Below are 14,636 nucleotides of genomic sequence, written 5' to 3' on the forward strand. Positions count from 1 at the left end.
GGCTATAGAGTCCTGCCCGTGGCGAATCATCAGGACGAGACCAGGACGGCCTACGACGGTGTCGTCGAGCTGTACGCATCGCTGTTCGCAAACCGGCTGGAAACACAGCCTTTCTCCCGAGCCATGATCGGCACCTTCGCCGAACTGGTGCGCGCGACGGGCAACCTGCGGACAGCGGACGTCGGGTGCGGGCCCGGACATCTGACAGCCATGCTGCACGAACTCGGCCTGGACGCCTTCGGACTCGACCTTGCCCCCGGCATGGTCGACCACGCCCGGCAGGCCCATCCGGCGCTGCGCTTCCAAGAGGCGCGGACGGAATCCCTGCCGATCGAGGACGCCGCGCTCGGCGGCGTACTGGCCCACTACTCAATGATCCACACCCCTCCGGGGGAACTACCGGAGCTGCTCGCCGAACAGGTACGCGTCCTGGCACCGGACGGTCTGCTCCTGGTCTCCTTCTTCGGGACCGACGGACAAGAACCGGTCCGGTTCGACCACAAGGTGGCGCCCGCCTACAGCTGGCCGGTGGATCGCCTCGCCGAACTGCTGGGCGATGCTGGGCTCGATCCCTTCGCCCGGCTGCTCCACGATCCAGCCTCTGATCGGGGCTTCCTCGACGCCCATCTACTAGCCCGCCGTTCGTAGCCACTGCCCAGTCCCCCAGCCGATCGGCGCACCTCCAGATTGCCAGCTCAGCCGAATCTCGCTGATCAGACCGGAATTATCAGACACCCCCTAGTGCGCCCGGCGGAGATGGCGGCCCATCTCCGCCGTCAGCTCCACGGCCGTCCTCCGGTCGCCCGTGCGCCAGGCGCGGTAGTACAGCTCCTTGATCCGCCGGCACTCCGCGCACGGCCCCGCCGCCGCCCTCTTCCCGATCACCGCAGACCGTCCCGGCGGCGGCTCCGCGCGTTCGCCGCCGCGATGCGCGGGCTCAGCGTCTCCGGCCGGGTCGCCTTGTACGCCCGCAGCGCGGCGGCCAGCACCCTGGCCTCCTCTCCGCCGAGCGGGTCGAGGATCGAGACGAACACCCGTCCGTCCATGGGCGGTTCGGGTGTCACCCGGACGTCGAGCCCGTACGACGCGAGCGCGTCGTGCAGCTCGGCCGCGAGGCGGGCGGTGACCTCCCGCAGGGCGGGGAGGTCGGGGGTGTCGGGGCAGCGGTGGTCCTTGGGCATGGGTGGGTACTCCGTGGGGGGCTCGTTCGCTCCGTTTCCGTTCTCAGCATCACGCGGTGGCGCTACGCTCACCAGGGGTAACGGTTTTCGGCAGCGCCGAGCGTAAACGGATGGCAACTGTGCCTGCACCCAAGGAACTTGACCCGCTGGCTTCCCTGCCGGCTTTGTACGGGTCGAAGCTGCGGAAGCTTCGCCTTCGCGCGGGATTGACCCAGAAGCAGCTGGGGGCCAAGGTCCCCATTGCGCACAGCCGGATTGCCCAGTTCGAACTGGGCAAGGAAGTGCCGCATGAGGACATTTCGACCCGACTGGATGAGCTGCTGGGGGCAGAGGGGGAGCTCATCGCCCTGCGGGAGCACATCAAGCGGGCGCCGGTGACGGACGTTTTCCTCAAATTCTTCGACTTCGAGGCCAAGGCCACCGCCATGCACAAGTACATGGCGCATCACGTACCCGGGCTGTTGCAGACCGAGACGTACGCTCGAGAAGTCATCGGGAGTGCACAGCCCTGGCTCTCTGCGGAGGAGTTGGCGGCGAAAGTGGCGACGCGGATGGGGCGGCAGCGTCTCCTCGTCAAATCTGACGCGCCGCTCCTGTGGTCGGTCCTGGACGAGTCGGTGATCCGGCGCCCGGTGGGCGGCCCCGCAGCCATGCGGGACCAGCTGCTACGTGTTCTGGAGGCGGCGAAGACGCCCAATGTCGAGGTGCAGGTCCTGCCCTTCGGTGCAGGTTGTCATCCCCTCATGGGGGGCTCGCTGACTCTGCTGTCCTTCAAGAACGCCCCGAACATGGCGTACCTCGAAGGCGATCTCTACGGTCATCTCGTGAACGACAGTGCAGCCGTGGCACGGCACGCTCACCGTTATGACCTTGTCCATGCCGCGGCCTTGCACCCCGATCCGTCGATCGCCATGATCGAACGGCTGGTTGAGGAGTACGACAAGTGCGCACACCGCGCGGTATCGAATGGCGAAAATCCACCTACAGCGGCGGTGACGCCGATTGCCTCGAAGCAACGAGCGGAATATCCGGCCTCGTCTCGATAAGAGACAGCAAGCGCCCGCACTCTGCAACCCTCCACTTCCCCACCCCCACCTGGCGCGCCTTCACCGAAGCGCTCGGCCCCGCCCCCACAGGCGGAGCCGAGCGCCCGCCCGTTCACCCGGCGCGGACCTGAATCAGCGTCGACGCCGACGTCTGGTTGCCGACGTGGAACGTCAGAGCCGTGTCCGCCGGCGCCGGCGCGTCCGGCAGGGCCTTCACCGCGACCCAGGCCGTGGATGTGGCGCCCTTGGCCCGGAGCGCGAGGTCGACGCCGTCGAAGACGAGGGACTGTTCGTCGGGCTGCAGGGTCCCGCTGTAGGCCGTTGTGCCGAAGTGTGCGTCCATGACGGTCAGCTGGTACCCGCCTTCGGAGACGAAGCGCAGCCCCCTGCCCTGGGGGAGGGTCACGCGGATCTTCTGGGGCGGTACGCCACCGTCCGCGTCCGTCCGGAGCTGGACGCCCGGGTAGCGGGTCTCTCCGTGGCGGGTCAGGGTGACCGGTGTGCCGCCGGGGGACACCGAGAACCGGGCGGTGGCCGCCCCGACCCTCAGGTCGACCTGCCCGTGCAGGTCCGTGCCGCGCAGTCGCGCGTAGATCTGCATGGGCCCTTCCTGGGGGCCGGCCTGGAGGGTGCCGGCGGGAACGGTCAGCCAGCCGTCGCCGTCCGTCTTGCCGGGGTAGGTGAGGGGCGCCTGGCCGCCGTACGAGAAGTGGGAGCCGGTGGAGTGGGGTTCGAGGCGCAGGGTCACGTCCTGGGAGAAGAGGGGCTGGTTGGTCTCGTCGAGGAACCGTACGCGGAAGCTGTCGAAGGGGGTGTCCTTCGGGGCGGAGAGGGGGGCGTCGGCGGAGCTCGCCGGGTCGGTCCCGGAGATGCGGTAGTCGTGGACGGGCGCCGAGAGCCGTACCGAGACGCAGGCCAGCATGGTGCCGGTCCAGTAGCCGTCGCCGGTGTCGTCCGCGAAGGAGAGGTAGGCGTCGGGCGACTGGGCGATGAAGGACTTCTGGTACTGCTTCCACTGCCGCCGCCAGCTGCCGCCGGGGATCGGGTCGCGCCGTGCCTGGGGAATGACGACGTAGTCGTTGTCCAAGGGCTTGCCGCCGTCGCGGACCGTTCCGTCGCTGACGCTGTAGTACATGGTGGTGTAGTGCGGGTCCTCGTTGTACCAGGGGGAGCTGGCCCAGAAGGTGACGTCGTACTGTGCGCCGGTGATCAGCCCGGAGAGGTGCTGTCCGACGTATCCGTGGCGGCCGTTCCCGCGGCCGACCAGGTCGATCGCGTTGCTGCTGTCCACCTTGTCCTCCGCGTCGCTCTGGGCGAAGGAGTATTCGTGGTTGGTGACGTCGATGTAGTCGCCCGGGTTGCCGCCGGGCTGCCCGTTGGCGTTGCCGCTGCCGCCGTAGTCCCAGTAGACGAGGCGCGTGTTGTCCCCGCCGGCGGCGAGGGCCCGGCTGAAACCGCATTCGTCGGAGTTGAAGCGCGGTGCGGCCCTGAAGCCTCCGTCCTTCACCAGGTTCGGGTTTCCGTCGCCGGCGGGACCGGCGGCGGATTCCTTCTCCGAGGGGGTGTTCGACGTCATGGAGATCCTCCTTCGCTGGGGAGCGTGGGCAATCTCTGTTTCTGTTCGGTGATGCGGTGGTTCACCGTGCGGAGAGGGGCACGGATGCCGCGGGCGGGCCCGCCACCCGGAACGACCGCCGGCGCCGGGCGTCGTACAGCGACTCGACGGCCTCGCACCAGAGGTCGAGGTCAGGGGTCGCGCTCAGTTCGTCGGAACGGGCCTTGGCCCGGCGGGAGGCGCGTTCCCAGTTCACCGGGTCCCTGAGGGATTTCAGCGCGTGCATCCACGCGTGGAGGTCGTCACGGTAGGCGAAGATGCCCGCGTCGCCGAGGGATTCGACCAGCCCGGGGGTGGGATGGGCGATGACGGGAATTCCGGACGCCATCGCCTCCACCGCGACGCGTCCCCACGATTCGTACAGGCTCGGCATGAGCATCACGCGCGACCGGTTGTAGACGTGGGTGCGCATGTCGTTCCCGGGGACGCCATTGACGACTTCGCAGTTGGGCAGCTGCATCGGCGGCAGGACCTGGGTGCCGTAGGAGCCCTTGACGCCCAGGAAGTCCCAGTCGGGTGTCCAGGCGGCGACCTGCCAGAAGATGTCGCCGCCCTTGTCGGGATTGAGGTTGACGAGGGTCGCGCGGTCGCCCGGTTGCGTCCGGTAGTCCTCCGCGATGACCGGGGGGCGGACGACGATCGTGCGCCCCGGCAGGAATTCGGCGGGATAGCGCGCGTAGTGGATCTCGCCGTCCCGCCGGATCCATTCGCTGTTGTAGACGACGAGGTCGGCTCCGGCCGCGTTGTGGTAACTCGTGGCGAAATTGTCGTGGCAGATCACGATCACGGGTATCTGGCGGGCCTTGGCGAGACCGGACACGAGAGGAACGTTTTCGAAATGGGACAGGAGAACGTCCGCGCTCTGCGCCTCGGTGGCGAATTCGGTGCCCTCCTGGTACGGAACGACGCGCACTCCGTCGATCTCGTAGCTCTTCTCGATGGTTCCGGGATGGGACAGCCAGACGGTGACCCGGTGGCCGCGTTCGCTCAGGGGGCGGAGCATCGAGTGCAGCATCCACTCGGATCCCGCGTTGTGGGCCGGGGGATATCCGTACACCCGGGCCGTGATGGACATGCTCCGCGTCCGGACGGGCGTGGCCGGGCGGGGCGGGCGGGGTGCCACCGCGTCCACGTGCTGGTGCTCCTTCCGCATGGTCACCAGGTCCGCGCGTCCACGTCGACGGGCGTGGAGAGCGAGGTGCGGACGCCCACACAGAAAGTCAGGGCCGTCGATTCCTTCGGCTCCGCCGGAACACCGGCCGTCGCCTTCACGGCGACCCAGACCGTGGACGTCGTTCCCTTTCCCGACAGGAAAAGATTGACGCCCGGGAAAATGAGGGCCTGCCCGTCCGCCGCCGCGTGCCCGGGGAAGGGGTGCGTCGTTCCGTGGGTGTCCTGCACGGTCAGCAGGCAGTGGGAGCCGCCCTCGGCGTTGAACCGCAGGCCCTTTCCCCGGGGGAGGGTGACGTAGACGTCCTGCGGGGGGACCGTGCCGTCGTCGTCGGCCCGTACGCGTACGCCCGGGTAGCCGACCGGGTGGTCGCGGTCCAGCGTCACGTCGGGCGGGCCTCCGGGGGAGACGGAGAAGGGAATGTCGTCCACGACGCGGACAAGTGTGGAGGGAGATGTTCGGTCACCCACGCAGAAGAGCAGTTCCGTGCTTCCCGGCAAGGCGTTGTCGGAAGCCGTCACCGCCACCCAGGCCGCGGATTTCGCTCCCTTTCCCGGCAGGGCCGGGTCGACGTTCTGGAAGGTGAGGGACCGCCCGTCCGGCGACAGGGTCCCGGGATATGGGGTCGCGGTCCCGTGGGCGCCCAGCACGGTCAGCAGACAATTCGGGCCGCTCTCGGGGAAGAACTCCAGGCCCTTTCCCCGGGGGAGGGCGACGTAGACGTCCTGCGGTAACACCGGGCCGTCGCCTCCGGCTTCGAGCCGTACTCCCGGGTAGCCGGATTCGCCGGCGAGGGCGAGCACCACGTCGGGCGGTCCGCCCGGCGTGACCGTGAACGGTGCGGTGGGGCGGTCACCGGGGGCCGGGCCGTCGGCGGGCGTGGACTGGACAGCGGGCACAGCGGCGTTCCTCTCTCTTGGGCAGCACTCACTACGGAAAGCGGGGAGAACAGCGGGGAGTTCGCTCGGGAGGGTGTGGACGACGCGGCGGCCGGCGGGTGTCCGGGAGGAGTCAGGTGGAATGTCGGCGCGCGTGCAGCATTGCCCTCCCCCGAGGCCCGGACGTCAACTGCGATGTCTCGGTCTTGACCGTGTCCGCATATCAACCTTCCCGGCTTCGTGTGCAGCGGGACAAGGATTGATGTGGCATTCGCCGCGTCGAACAAGGCTGACCCGGAGCTCACCTTTGCGAAAGGGGGGCGTCACGTAAAAAAATTGTTCCCTGCCATATGGGCGGCTTACCGGCCTCCGCATCGGTCGGCGCATCCGCCACGCATGTGCCAGGAGCAAACAGCAGAGCTCCGTCACCCGTCCCACCGTGCGCCTGCGCCTCATCGCTGCCCAAGGCATGACGGGCCGGAGCGGTCCATGATGGCCGGGACCGGCGGGACCGGAACAGGCCAGCTCCCAGGTGCCGGGCGGGCAGGAATCACGAGGTCGCGGCCCGTGTTGCACCCACTGTGAGTGCCGCCGACCCCACCCCGACATCCGTTCCGCTTTCCGTCCCCCTCTCCGTCCTCGACCGCTCCCGCACCCGGCAGGGACGGGACCCCGGAGAGGCGCTGCGCGACACCGTCCGCTTCGCGCGGGAGGCCGAGGCGCTCGGCTACCACCGGTTCTGGGTCTCGGAGCACCACAGTGTGCCCGGCGTGGCCGGATCCGCCCCCACCGTGCTCGCGTCCGCCGTCGCCGCCGCCACCTCGCGGATCCGCGTCGGCACCGGCGGCGTCATGCTGCCCAACCACCGGCCGTTCGTCGTCGCGGAGCAGTTCGGGGTGCTGGAGTCGCTGTTCCCCGGACGGATCGACATGGGCCTCGGCCGGTCCGTGGGGTTCACCGACGGCATCCGGCGGGCGCTGGGCGTCGGCAAGGAGGCCATGGGGGACTTCGAGGAGCGGCTCGCCGAGCTGGCGGAGTGGTTCGCGGGCGGGGCGTCCGCCCATCCGCAGGTACATGCCCGGCCGGCGGAGGGGCTGCGGGTCCCGCTGTTCGTCCTCGCCAACGACGCGGGCGCGGACATCGCCGCGCGGGCCGGGGCCGCTCTGGTGATCGGCGGGCTGCGCGGCGACGACGCCATGGTGGACGCCGTCGAGCGGTACCGGAAGGCGTTCCGTCCTTCCGCCGGGCGCACCGAGCCGTACGTCGTCGTCGCAGGCAACGTCGCCGTCGCGGACACCGCCGAAGAGGCCCGCCGGCTCCTCGTCCCCGAGGCCTGGGCGCTGGCCCACTCCCGTACCCACGGCGTCTTCCCGCCCCTCGCCCCGGCCGAGGAGACCGAGGCCCGGACGATGACCGACCGCGAACGCGGCTACTACGAAGCGGCGTTGCGCGGGCACGTCCACGGCACCGAGGCGCAGGTCGCGACGGAACTCGCCGCGCTCGTGGACCGCACGGGCGCGGACGAGGTGCTGGTCACCACCAGCACTTTCGACCGCGCCGCACTGCTGGACTCGTACCGGCGGCTGGCACGGGTGGCCGGGGGGAGTTGAGGGTGCCCCGGTCCCTCCCTTTCACCGTTTCTTGCGGGGGCAAGCCCCCGCATCCCCCGAAACGCCGGACGGGCCGGGGGGCAGGGGACGCCGTCAGAGCGCCTGCGCCGCCGGCTTGACCAGGTCGCGGACCGTCTTGGACTTCACGTACTCGCCGATGGCGGTCATCTCCCACTCGCCCGAGTACTGGCGGATGAACTTGCACATCAGTACGCCCGTTTTGGGCTCCGAGCCTGTGAGGTCGAAGCGGACGAGTTCCTCGCCGGTCTGCCCGTCCATCAGGCGGCAGTACGCCTTGGCGACGTTTGTGAACTTCTGGCCGCTGTAGGAGCTGACGGTGAAGACGAGGCCGGTGACCTCGGGCGGCAGGCCGCCGAGGTGGACGGTGATGGTCTCGTCGTCGCCGGAGCCGGCGCCGGTGAGGTTGTCGCCGGAGTGCTGGACGGTGCCGCCGAGGATCATCAGCTTGCCGAAGTAGCAGGAGTCGATCATGTTGCGCTGGGGGCCGAAGGCGATGACCGAGGCGTCCAGGTCGATGGCGCGGGCGCCGAAGGCGGGCTCCCAGCCGAGGCCCATGCGCACGGACTGGGTGAGCGGACGGCCGCCCTTGACGAGGGAGACGGTCTGGTTCTTCTGGAGGCTCACCCGGCCCTTGTCCAGGTTGATCTTCCCGGGCGCGCCCGTGGCGGGTGCGGGCGGCGCGGGCGGGGCCGGGGGAGCGCCGAACGCCCCGGCGGGCGCGGGCGGTGCCGGGGGTGCGGGCGGGGCCATCGGCGCGGCGGCCGGAGCGGGCGGTGTGATCGGGGCGGCGGCCGGAGCCGGAGCCGGCTCCTCGACGCTCACGCCGAAGTCCGTGGCGATGCCGGCCAGGCCGTTGGCGTACCCCTGGCCGACCGCGCGCACCTTCCAGACGCCGTTGCGCCGGTAGACCTCGACGACGACGAGGGCCGTCTCGGAGCCGAGTCTCGGCGGCGTGAAGGTGGCCAGGGGCGCGCCGGTGGCGGTGTCGCGGACAGTCGCGGTGGGTTCGGTGCCGGCGAAGGTGGTGCCGGGGGCGTCCAGGCTCGCGGTGACGACGATCTTCTCGATGCCGGCGGGGACGGCGGTGGTGTCGACGGTGATCGAGTCGGGGGTGCCCGCCGTCCCGGCGCGGTGGGTCACGCCGGGGCCCGCGGGCTGGTTGTAGAAGACGAAGTCGTCGTCGGAGCGCACCTTGCCGTCGGCGGTGAGCAGCAGGCCCGAGACGTCGAGCCGCGCGGGGGCGGCGACGTCCACCGTCACACGGGTGACGGAGAGCGGGATGTTCGAGCCGGGGGTCATAGCGGTCATGATCGGTTCAACGCACGACAGGGCTTTACGGTTCCATGACCCGCGGTTCCGTTTCCCGGCTCCCCGTGGGTTACGACGGGGACACGAAGCCCGTCTCGTACGCGGCCACGACGGCCTGGGTCCGGTCCCGCACCCCCAGTTTGGCGAGCACCCCGGCCACGTACGTCTTGACCGTCGCCGCCCCCAGGAAGAGCCGCTCCGCGATCTCCGCGTTGGACAGGCCCGCCGCCATCAGCCGCAGCACCTCCGCCTCGCGGTCGGAGAGCCGGGCCCGCAGCCGGTCCGCCTCGGCCCGGGTGGCGCGCTCCCCGGCGTAGGCGGCGGCCAGGGAGCGTACGGCCGACGGGAAGAGCAGCGAGTCGCTGCGGGCCACCAGCCGGACCGCGTCGATCAGTTCGTCCGCTCCCGCCCGTTTGAGGAGGAATCCGGAGGCGCCGGCGCGCAGGGCGTCGTAGACGTAGCTGTCGTTCTCGAAGGTGGTGACGACGATGATCCGCGGCGGCTCGTCCATGGCCGACAGGATCTGCTCGGTGGCCCGGATGCCGTCGACCTGGGGCATCCGGACGTCCATCAGCACGATGTCCGGGCGCAGGGAACGGGTGACGGACAGGGCCTCGGCGCCGGTCGTGGCCTCGCCGACGACCTCCAGGTCGGGTTCGGCGTTCAGGATGGAGCACAGGGCCGTGCGGACCATCCGTTCGTCGTCGGCGACGACGATGCGCAGCGGGGTGGCTTCGGTGGTCACCGGGCGCCACCGCTCAGCGGCAGGCGCACGGACAGCCGCCAGACGCCGTCCCGCGCGCCCGCGGTGCTGCTGCCGCGCAGCAGCCGGGCGCGCTCGGCGATGCCGTTCAGCCCGCGGCCTCCGCCGCCGCGAGTGCGGGCGGGGGTGTGCCCGACGGGGTTCTCCACAGTGACCTCCAGGGTCTCGGTGTCGGTGGTGACGCACAGCCGCACGGGCACCGGGCCCGCGTGGCGCAGGGCGTTGGACAGGCCCTCCTGCACGATCCGGTACGCCTCGCGGGAGACGACGGGCGGCAGGGACGCCAGCCCCTCCGGCGCGGTCAGGACGACCGTGCCGCCCGCCGCCCGGGTGCGGTCCAGCAGCGTGTCCAGGTCGGCCAGGGTCGGCGCGGGGGCGGCGGAGGCGGGGCCGTCCTCGCGCAGCAGGCCGAGGACGGTGTCGAGTTCGCCGACGGCGTCGCGCGTGGTCTCCTCGATCGCGGTGAGCGCCTGCCGGGCGAACTCCGGGTCGCTGCCGAGGACCCGGCGGGCGGCGCTGGCCTGGAGGAGCACCGCGCTCAGCGCGTGCCCGACCGAGTCGTGCAGCTCGCGGGCGAGCCGGTTGCGCATCGCCAGCTCCTGGGCCCGCCGTTCGGCCGCCGCCAGCCGGTCCGAGGCCGTCGGGCCGAGGAGGGCGGGCGCGCAGCGGGCCAGCAGGCCGCCGGCCGCCCACGAGGTGACCGCGAGCAGCGCGAGCAGCGCCAGTCCGGCGAGCGGGGCCAGCAACGGCAGCAACGGGCCGCCGAGGACCTCGAACCAGGGCTGCCGGCCGGGTGCCTCCGGGTTCATCAGCGGCATCAGGCACAGCGCGACGGCGGCGGGCGGCGCGGCAAGCGACATGCCGCTGACGAGACCGCCCAGCATGAGGTGCAGGGTGAAGTAGAGCGCGGGGCGTCCGCGTTCGGCCAGGGTGCGGGCGGGGCCGGTGGCGAGCTCGCCCTCCGGGATGCCGCACAGGGCGCGCGCGGTCGTGCTCTCCAGCGGCCGGATCAGCGGGAACAGCAGCGCCGAGAGGGCGGCCAGCGGGAGCGCCCCGGCGAAGGTCGTGATCTGCGTGACGGGAGAGAGGAACAGGTTGTTGCCCCCGCCGTGCCGGACGAGCGAGAGGAGCACGTTCGCCAGCAGGAAGTAGGGCATCACCAGGGCACCGCCGATCAGCAGGTGCACCCAGCGCAGCCGCGCACGGCGGCTCAGCACGGCGCGCGGGCCCGGCCGGGAGCCGCGCGTCACGGCGCGGTACGGGCGTGCGGAAGCGCGTGCGCGCGGGGCGGCGCGCCGGCCGGCGGTCTGTCGATCATGCGCACAGCGTAGGTGACGGTCCCGCGCGCGGTGCGGGGCGAGCCCGTCGTCGTACCGGTCATGGATCCATCCTGGTCCGGAGAGGCACGGCGACGCGTCGGCCCGTACGGTGATCCGCCCCCGTCGGGAGGCGGAAACGGATCCTCCCCCGGGAGGTGGCCGGGGCGTCGGCGGAGGTCTATGGGCGCCCGGTCCGCCGCGCGTGCCGAGGCGGGGACGGAAGGGAGGCCCGGGGACGGAAGTGGGGCCCGGGGACTGGACGGAGCGGTGGGGCGTGGTCCACTTTCGACACGTCATGCGACCGTCCGTATACGGAGGAGAGCACATGAACGATTCCGAACGCGTCCAGGGCGACCCCGGCCCGCTCGAAGCGATATTGCGCATCGCCCTCGGCTTCCAGGCGTCGAAGGTGCTGTTCTCGGCGGTCCGTTTCGGACTCTTCACGGAACTCGCGGAAAAGCCGCTGACCGCCGAGGAACTGCGCGTCCGGCTCGGCCTGCACCCGCGTTCCGCCCGGGACTTCTTCGACGCGCTGGTGGCCCTCGGCCTGCTGGAGCGCGAGGACGGCCCCGACGGCAGGTACGCCAACACACCCTCCGCCGCCCGCTACCTCGACCGCGCCCGGGACACCTACCTGGGACGCGCCCTGGAGATGTACGACAACCGGCTCTACGGCTTCTGGGGCAGCCTCGCCGACGGACTGCGGACCGGCGAGCCGCAGAACGAGATCAAGGACGGCGGCGAGCTGTTCGGCACCCTCTACAAGGACCCCGAGCGGCTGGCCTGCTTCCAGCAGGCGATGACCGGGCTCACCATGCGTTCCGCCGACGCGCTCGCCGAGAAGGTGGACTGGTCCGCCCACCGCACCGTCGCCGACATCGGGTGCGCCGAGGGCGCCATGCTCAGCCACCTGCTCCACCGCCACCCGCACCTGCGCGGCACCGGGTTCGACCTGGAGGCCGTGCGCGGCAACTTCGAGCGGCACCGCGAGCGTTGCGGCCCCGCCGACCGGCTCTCGTTCGCGGCCGGGAACTTCTTCCACGACCCGCTGCCGCGCGCCGACGTCCTCGTCCTCGGCCACATCCTCCACGACTGGGACCTGCCGACGAAGCGGATGCTGCTGCGCAAGGCGTACGAGGCGCTGCCGGAGGGCGGCCTGGTCGTCATCCACGAGAGCTTCATCGACGACGACCGGCGGCGTAACCTCGTCGGGCTGCTGGGCAGCCTCAACATGCTCATCGAGACCCCGGGCGGTTTCGACTGCACCGCCGCCGACTGCCGGGGCTGGCTCGCGGAGGCCGGATTCCGGGAGAGTCGGACCCAGCACCTGGCAGGCGCGGAGTCGATGGTCGTCGGCCGCAAGTGAAACACCTGCCGGGACGACGGCCGGAGATCTGCCGGGACACTCGCCGGGACGGGAGAGGACCGGGACGGGAGAGGACATGACGCACGACAGCACGGTGCTCCACATCAAGGGACGGGTGCTCACCGGCCCCGACCCCGACGACGGGGTCCGCGACGAGATGTGGGTGACCGGCGGACGGATCACCTTCGACCGCCCGGTGGGCGCCCGGGACGTCACCACCGTCGAGGGCTGGGCCCTGCCCGGCCTGGTGGACGCCCACTGCCATGTGGGCCTCGACGCCCACGGCGCCGTCGACGAGGCGACCGCCGAGAAGCAGGCGCTCACCGAACGGGAGGCGGGCGCCCTCCTGTTGCGCGACGCCGGATCCCCGTCCGACACCCGCTGGATCGACGACCGGGACGACCTGCCGCGCATCATCCGGGCGGGGCGCCACATCGCCCGTACACGCCGTTACATCCGCAACTACGCCCATGAGATCGAGCCCGAGGACCTGGTGGCGTACGTGGCGCAGGAGGCGCGGCGCGGCGACGGCTGGGTCAAGCTCGTCGGCGACTGGATCGACCGCGAGACGGGCGACCTCTCCTTCTGCTGGCCCCGCGGCGCCGTGGAGGCGGCCATCGCCGAGGCCCACCGGCTGGGCGCCCGGGTCACCGCCCACTGCTTCGCCGAGGAATCGCTCGCCCCCCTCGTCGAGGCCGGCATCGACTGCATCGAGCACGCCACCGGGCTGACCGAGGAGACGATCCCGCTCTTCGCCGAGCGCGGCGTCGCCATCGTCCCGACCCTCGTCAACATCGCCACCTTCCCGCGGCTCGCCGACGGTGGCCAGAACAAGTTCCCCCGCTGGGCGGACCACATGCGACGTCTGCACGAGCGGCGGTACCGGACGGTGGGTGCCGCTCACGACGCCGGCATCCCCGTCTACGTCGGCACCGACGCCGGCGGCTCGCTCGCCCACGGCCTGGTCGCCCAGGAAGTCGCCGAACTCGTCAAGGCCGGCCTGCCCGCCTCCGCCGCGCTCACCGCGGCGACGTGGGGCGCGCGTGAGTGGCTGGGCCGTCCCGGGCTGGAGGAGGGCGCCTCGGCGGACGTGGTCGTCTACGGCGCGGATCCGCGGGAGGACGTCCGGGTGCTGGGGGCGCCGCGACGGGTGATTCTGCGGGGGCGGGTGGTGGGGTGAGCGCCCCTTGAAACCGCGCTGCGCGCGGTTGTCCTCAAGCGCCGGACGGGCTGGAGTCAGCCCGTCCGGCGCTTGAGGACAGCGCGCGAAGCGTGCTTCGGGGGGTGCGGGGGCGCAGCCCCTGCAGAAACGGTGAAAGGGTGGGACCGGGGCACCCCACCCGCAAGGGTCACCCCCGCCGCGCCCCCTCCCCGACCGCGGCGGGTCAGCCGGAAAGCCCCCGCGCCCAGTAGTACGGCTCCAACGCCGCCCGCGATCCGTCCCCCATCGCCACCGCGATCCGCTGCATCCGGGCCCCCTTCAGATCACCGGCGACAAAAACCCGCGCATGCTGCCCACCCGGCGGGCAATACCCGTCCGCCCCGACAACCAGCCCCGGCACAACAGCCGGCCGAGACCCCAGATTGCCGAGCACGGTGCCGACGACGAAGGCGTCCGCACCGCCGCCCGGTCGCCGGACGGAGACGCGGAACCCCTCCGGATCCGGAGCCACGCCGGCCCATTCGACGAGGTGCAGGCGAAGCCGCGGATCGTCCGCGACCTCGTCGGTCTTGTACCGGTCGGCCTCGGGGAACAGCACGTCGAAGCGCACCGACGCCCGCGGGTGCGCCCGCAACCAGGTGCCCAGCGGCCGGTCCGCACCCAGCACCACGACCCGCCGACCCTCCAGGCCAGAGGCGGCCGCCCGCCACAACGGCGACAGGACCCCGGCCTCCCGCGCCTCGACCCAGGCGGCGTCCTCGGGCGCGAGCGCGGTCACGCCGGTGGCCACCACCGCGGCGGACGCCGCCAGGACGCGGCCGTCCGCGAGCACGACCTCGGCACGGTCGTCATGCCCGGCCACCCGTACCGCGCGGCCGGACAGCACGCTCAGACACCCCCGCTCCCGGTGCCGCGCCAGGTCGCCCGCGAACGCCTCGGCGAGCGCCGTGCCCGTCGACCAGCCGCCCGGCACGTTCTCCAACGCCCCGATCGTCCGCAGCTTCGCGCCCACACGCTCGGCCTCGACGACCACGCATCGCATCCGCAGGCTCGACGCCATCACGGCGGCGGCCACCCCGGCCGGTCCGGCCCCGACCACCAGCAGGTCAGCGTCCCAGGACGGGCTCATGCGCGGGATCCTTCCGAAGGGAAACGACGGCGAGCACACCAGCCCCGCATCATGGCACGAGACGGGA

At 71.6% G+C, this 14,636-nt stretch carries 16 protein-coding genes; 6 read left to right on the forward strand and 10 right to left on the reverse strand.

Annotation, left to right across the window (positions count from 1 at the left end):
- Nucleotides 1–18 precede the first annotated feature (18 nt).
- On the forward strand, nucleotides 19–648 hold the full coding sequence (locus HN013_RS19325) for a class I SAM-dependent methyltransferase (protein WP_171167862.1): 630 nt from the start codon (nucleotides 19–21) through the stop codon (nucleotides 646–648).
- A gap of 90 nt (nucleotides 649–738) precedes the next feature.
- Here the strand turns inward: HN013_RS19325 and HN013_RS19330 are convergent, their stop codons facing one another.
- Nucleotides 739–885, reverse strand: coding sequence for a hypothetical protein (locus tag HN013_RS19330; protein WP_171167864.1), 147 nt, complete (start codon nucleotides 883–885; stop codon nucleotides 739–741).
- A complete protein-coding gene (locus tag HN013_RS19335) occupies nucleotides 882–1,181 on the reverse strand; it encodes a hypothetical protein (protein ID WP_171167866.1) in 300 nt (99 codons plus the stop codon). The genes HN013_RS19330 and HN013_RS19335 overlap by 4 nt, the downstream gene beginning before the upstream one ends.
- 119 nt (nucleotides 1,182–1,300) lie before the next feature.
- Here HN013_RS19335 and HN013_RS19340 point away from each other — a divergent pair, with 119 nt between their 5' ends.
- Together HN013_RS19340 and HN013_RS19345 are read left to right on the forward strand one after the other, a co-directional pair.
- Nucleotides 1,301–2,227: a helix-turn-helix transcriptional regulator gene (locus tag HN013_RS19340; protein ID WP_312018644.1), complete on the forward strand. Its 927-nt coding sequence runs from the start codon at nucleotides 1,301–1,303 to the stop codon at nucleotides 2,225–2,227.
- Nucleotides 2,125–2,358 carry a DUF397 domain-containing protein gene (locus HN013_RS19345; RefSeq protein ID WP_171167870.1) on the forward strand — a complete coding sequence of 78 codons (234 nt, stop codon included), beginning with the start codon at nucleotides 2,125–2,127 and terminating at the stop codon, nucleotides 2,356–2,358. Before HN013_RS19340 ends, HN013_RS19345 begins: the two co-directional genes overlap by 103 nt.
- Here HN013_RS19345 and HN013_RS19350 read toward each other — a convergent pair.
- The 3 genes from HN013_RS19350 to HN013_RS19360 all read right to left on the reverse strand — a co-directional run bounded on the left by HN013_RS19350 (nucleotide 2,340) and on the right by HN013_RS19360 (nucleotide 5,912).
- Entirely contained in the window at nucleotides 2,340–3,803 is a 1,464-nt protein-coding gene (locus HN013_RS19350) for a hypothetical protein (protein WP_171167872.1), read from the reverse strand. The two genes, HN013_RS19345 and HN013_RS19350, sit on opposite strands and share 19 nt — an antisense overlap.
- A 61-nt stretch (nucleotides 3,804–3,864) precedes the next feature.
- Nucleotides 3,865–4,917 carry a glycosyltransferase family 4 protein gene (locus HN013_RS19355; RefSeq protein ID WP_171167945.1) on the reverse strand — a complete coding sequence of 351 codons (1,053 nt, stop codon included), beginning with the start codon at nucleotides 4,915–4,917 and terminating at the stop codon, nucleotides 3,865–3,867.
- Between the two features lie 80 nt (nucleotides 4,918–4,997).
- Complete coding sequence (locus HN013_RS19360; protein ID WP_171167874.1) at nucleotides 4,998–5,912, reverse strand: hypothetical protein; 915 nt, start codon at nucleotides 5,910–5,912, stop codon at nucleotides 4,998–5,000.
- Between the two features lie 560 nt (nucleotides 5,913–6,472).
- On the opposite strand from HN013_RS19360, the gene HN013_RS19365 reads away from it, so the two are divergent.
- On the forward strand, nucleotides 6,473–7,501 hold the full coding sequence (locus HN013_RS19365) for an LLM class flavin-dependent oxidoreductase (RefSeq protein WP_171167876.1): 1,029 nt from the start codon (nucleotides 6,473–6,475) through the stop codon (nucleotides 7,499–7,501).
- Between the two features lie 93 nt (nucleotides 7,502–7,594).
- Here HN013_RS19365 and HN013_RS19370 read toward each other — a convergent pair whose 3' ends face one another.
- The 4 genes from HN013_RS19370 to HN013_RS33710 form a co-directional block, all read right to left on the reverse strand.
- Nucleotides 7,595–8,821 (reverse strand): TerD family protein, encoded by a 1,227-nt coding sequence (locus tag HN013_RS19370; protein ID WP_171167947.1) that lies wholly within the window; start codon nucleotides 8,819–8,821, stop codon nucleotides 7,595–7,597.
- Between the two features lie 79 nt (nucleotides 8,822–8,900).
- Nucleotides 8,901–9,575 carry a response regulator transcription factor gene (locus HN013_RS19375; RefSeq protein ID WP_312018645.1) on the reverse strand — a complete coding sequence of 225 codons (675 nt, stop codon included), beginning with the start codon at nucleotides 9,573–9,575 and terminating at the stop codon, nucleotides 8,901–8,903.
- The gene (locus HN013_RS19380; RefSeq protein WP_312018646.1) at nucleotides 9,572–10,843 is read right to left on the reverse strand and encodes a histidine kinase; all 1,272 of its coding nucleotides are present in this window, start codon (nucleotides 10,841–10,843) and stop codon (nucleotides 9,572–9,574) included. The genes HN013_RS19375 and HN013_RS19380 overlap by 4 nt, the downstream gene beginning before the upstream one ends.
- Entirely contained in the window at nucleotides 10,840–10,974 is a 135-nt protein-coding gene (locus HN013_RS33710) for a hypothetical protein (protein WP_283247586.1), read from the reverse strand. The genes HN013_RS19380 and HN013_RS33710 overlap by 4 nt, the downstream gene beginning before the upstream one ends.
- Before the next feature lie 263 nt (nucleotides 10,975–11,237).
- On the opposite strand from HN013_RS33710, the gene HN013_RS19385 reads away from it, so the two are divergent.
- Nucleotides 11,238–12,278 (forward strand): methyltransferase, encoded by a 1,041-nt coding sequence (locus HN013_RS19385; protein ID WP_171167878.1) that lies wholly within the window; start codon nucleotides 11,238–11,240, stop codon nucleotides 12,276–12,278.
- 76 nt (nucleotides 12,279–12,354) lie between these two features.
- Nucleotides 12,355–13,458: an amidohydrolase family protein gene (locus tag HN013_RS19390; protein WP_171167887.1), complete on the forward strand. Its 1,104-nt coding sequence runs from the start codon at nucleotides 12,355–12,357 to the stop codon at nucleotides 13,456–13,458.
- Nucleotides 13,459–13,663: 205 nt separating this feature from the next.
- Here the strand turns inward: HN013_RS19390 and HN013_RS19395 are convergent, their stop codons facing one another.
- On the reverse strand, nucleotides 13,664–14,569 hold the full coding sequence (locus tag HN013_RS19395) for an oxidoreductase (RefSeq protein WP_171167888.1): 906 nt from the start codon (nucleotides 14,567–14,569) through the stop codon (nucleotides 13,664–13,666).
- Nucleotides 14,570–14,636 lie beyond the last annotated feature (67 nt).

This window comes from Streptomyces sp. I05A-00742 (genome assembly GCF_013055795.1).
Classification (GTDB): Bacteria; Actinomycetota; Actinomycetes; order Streptomycetales; family Streptomycetaceae; genus Streptomyces.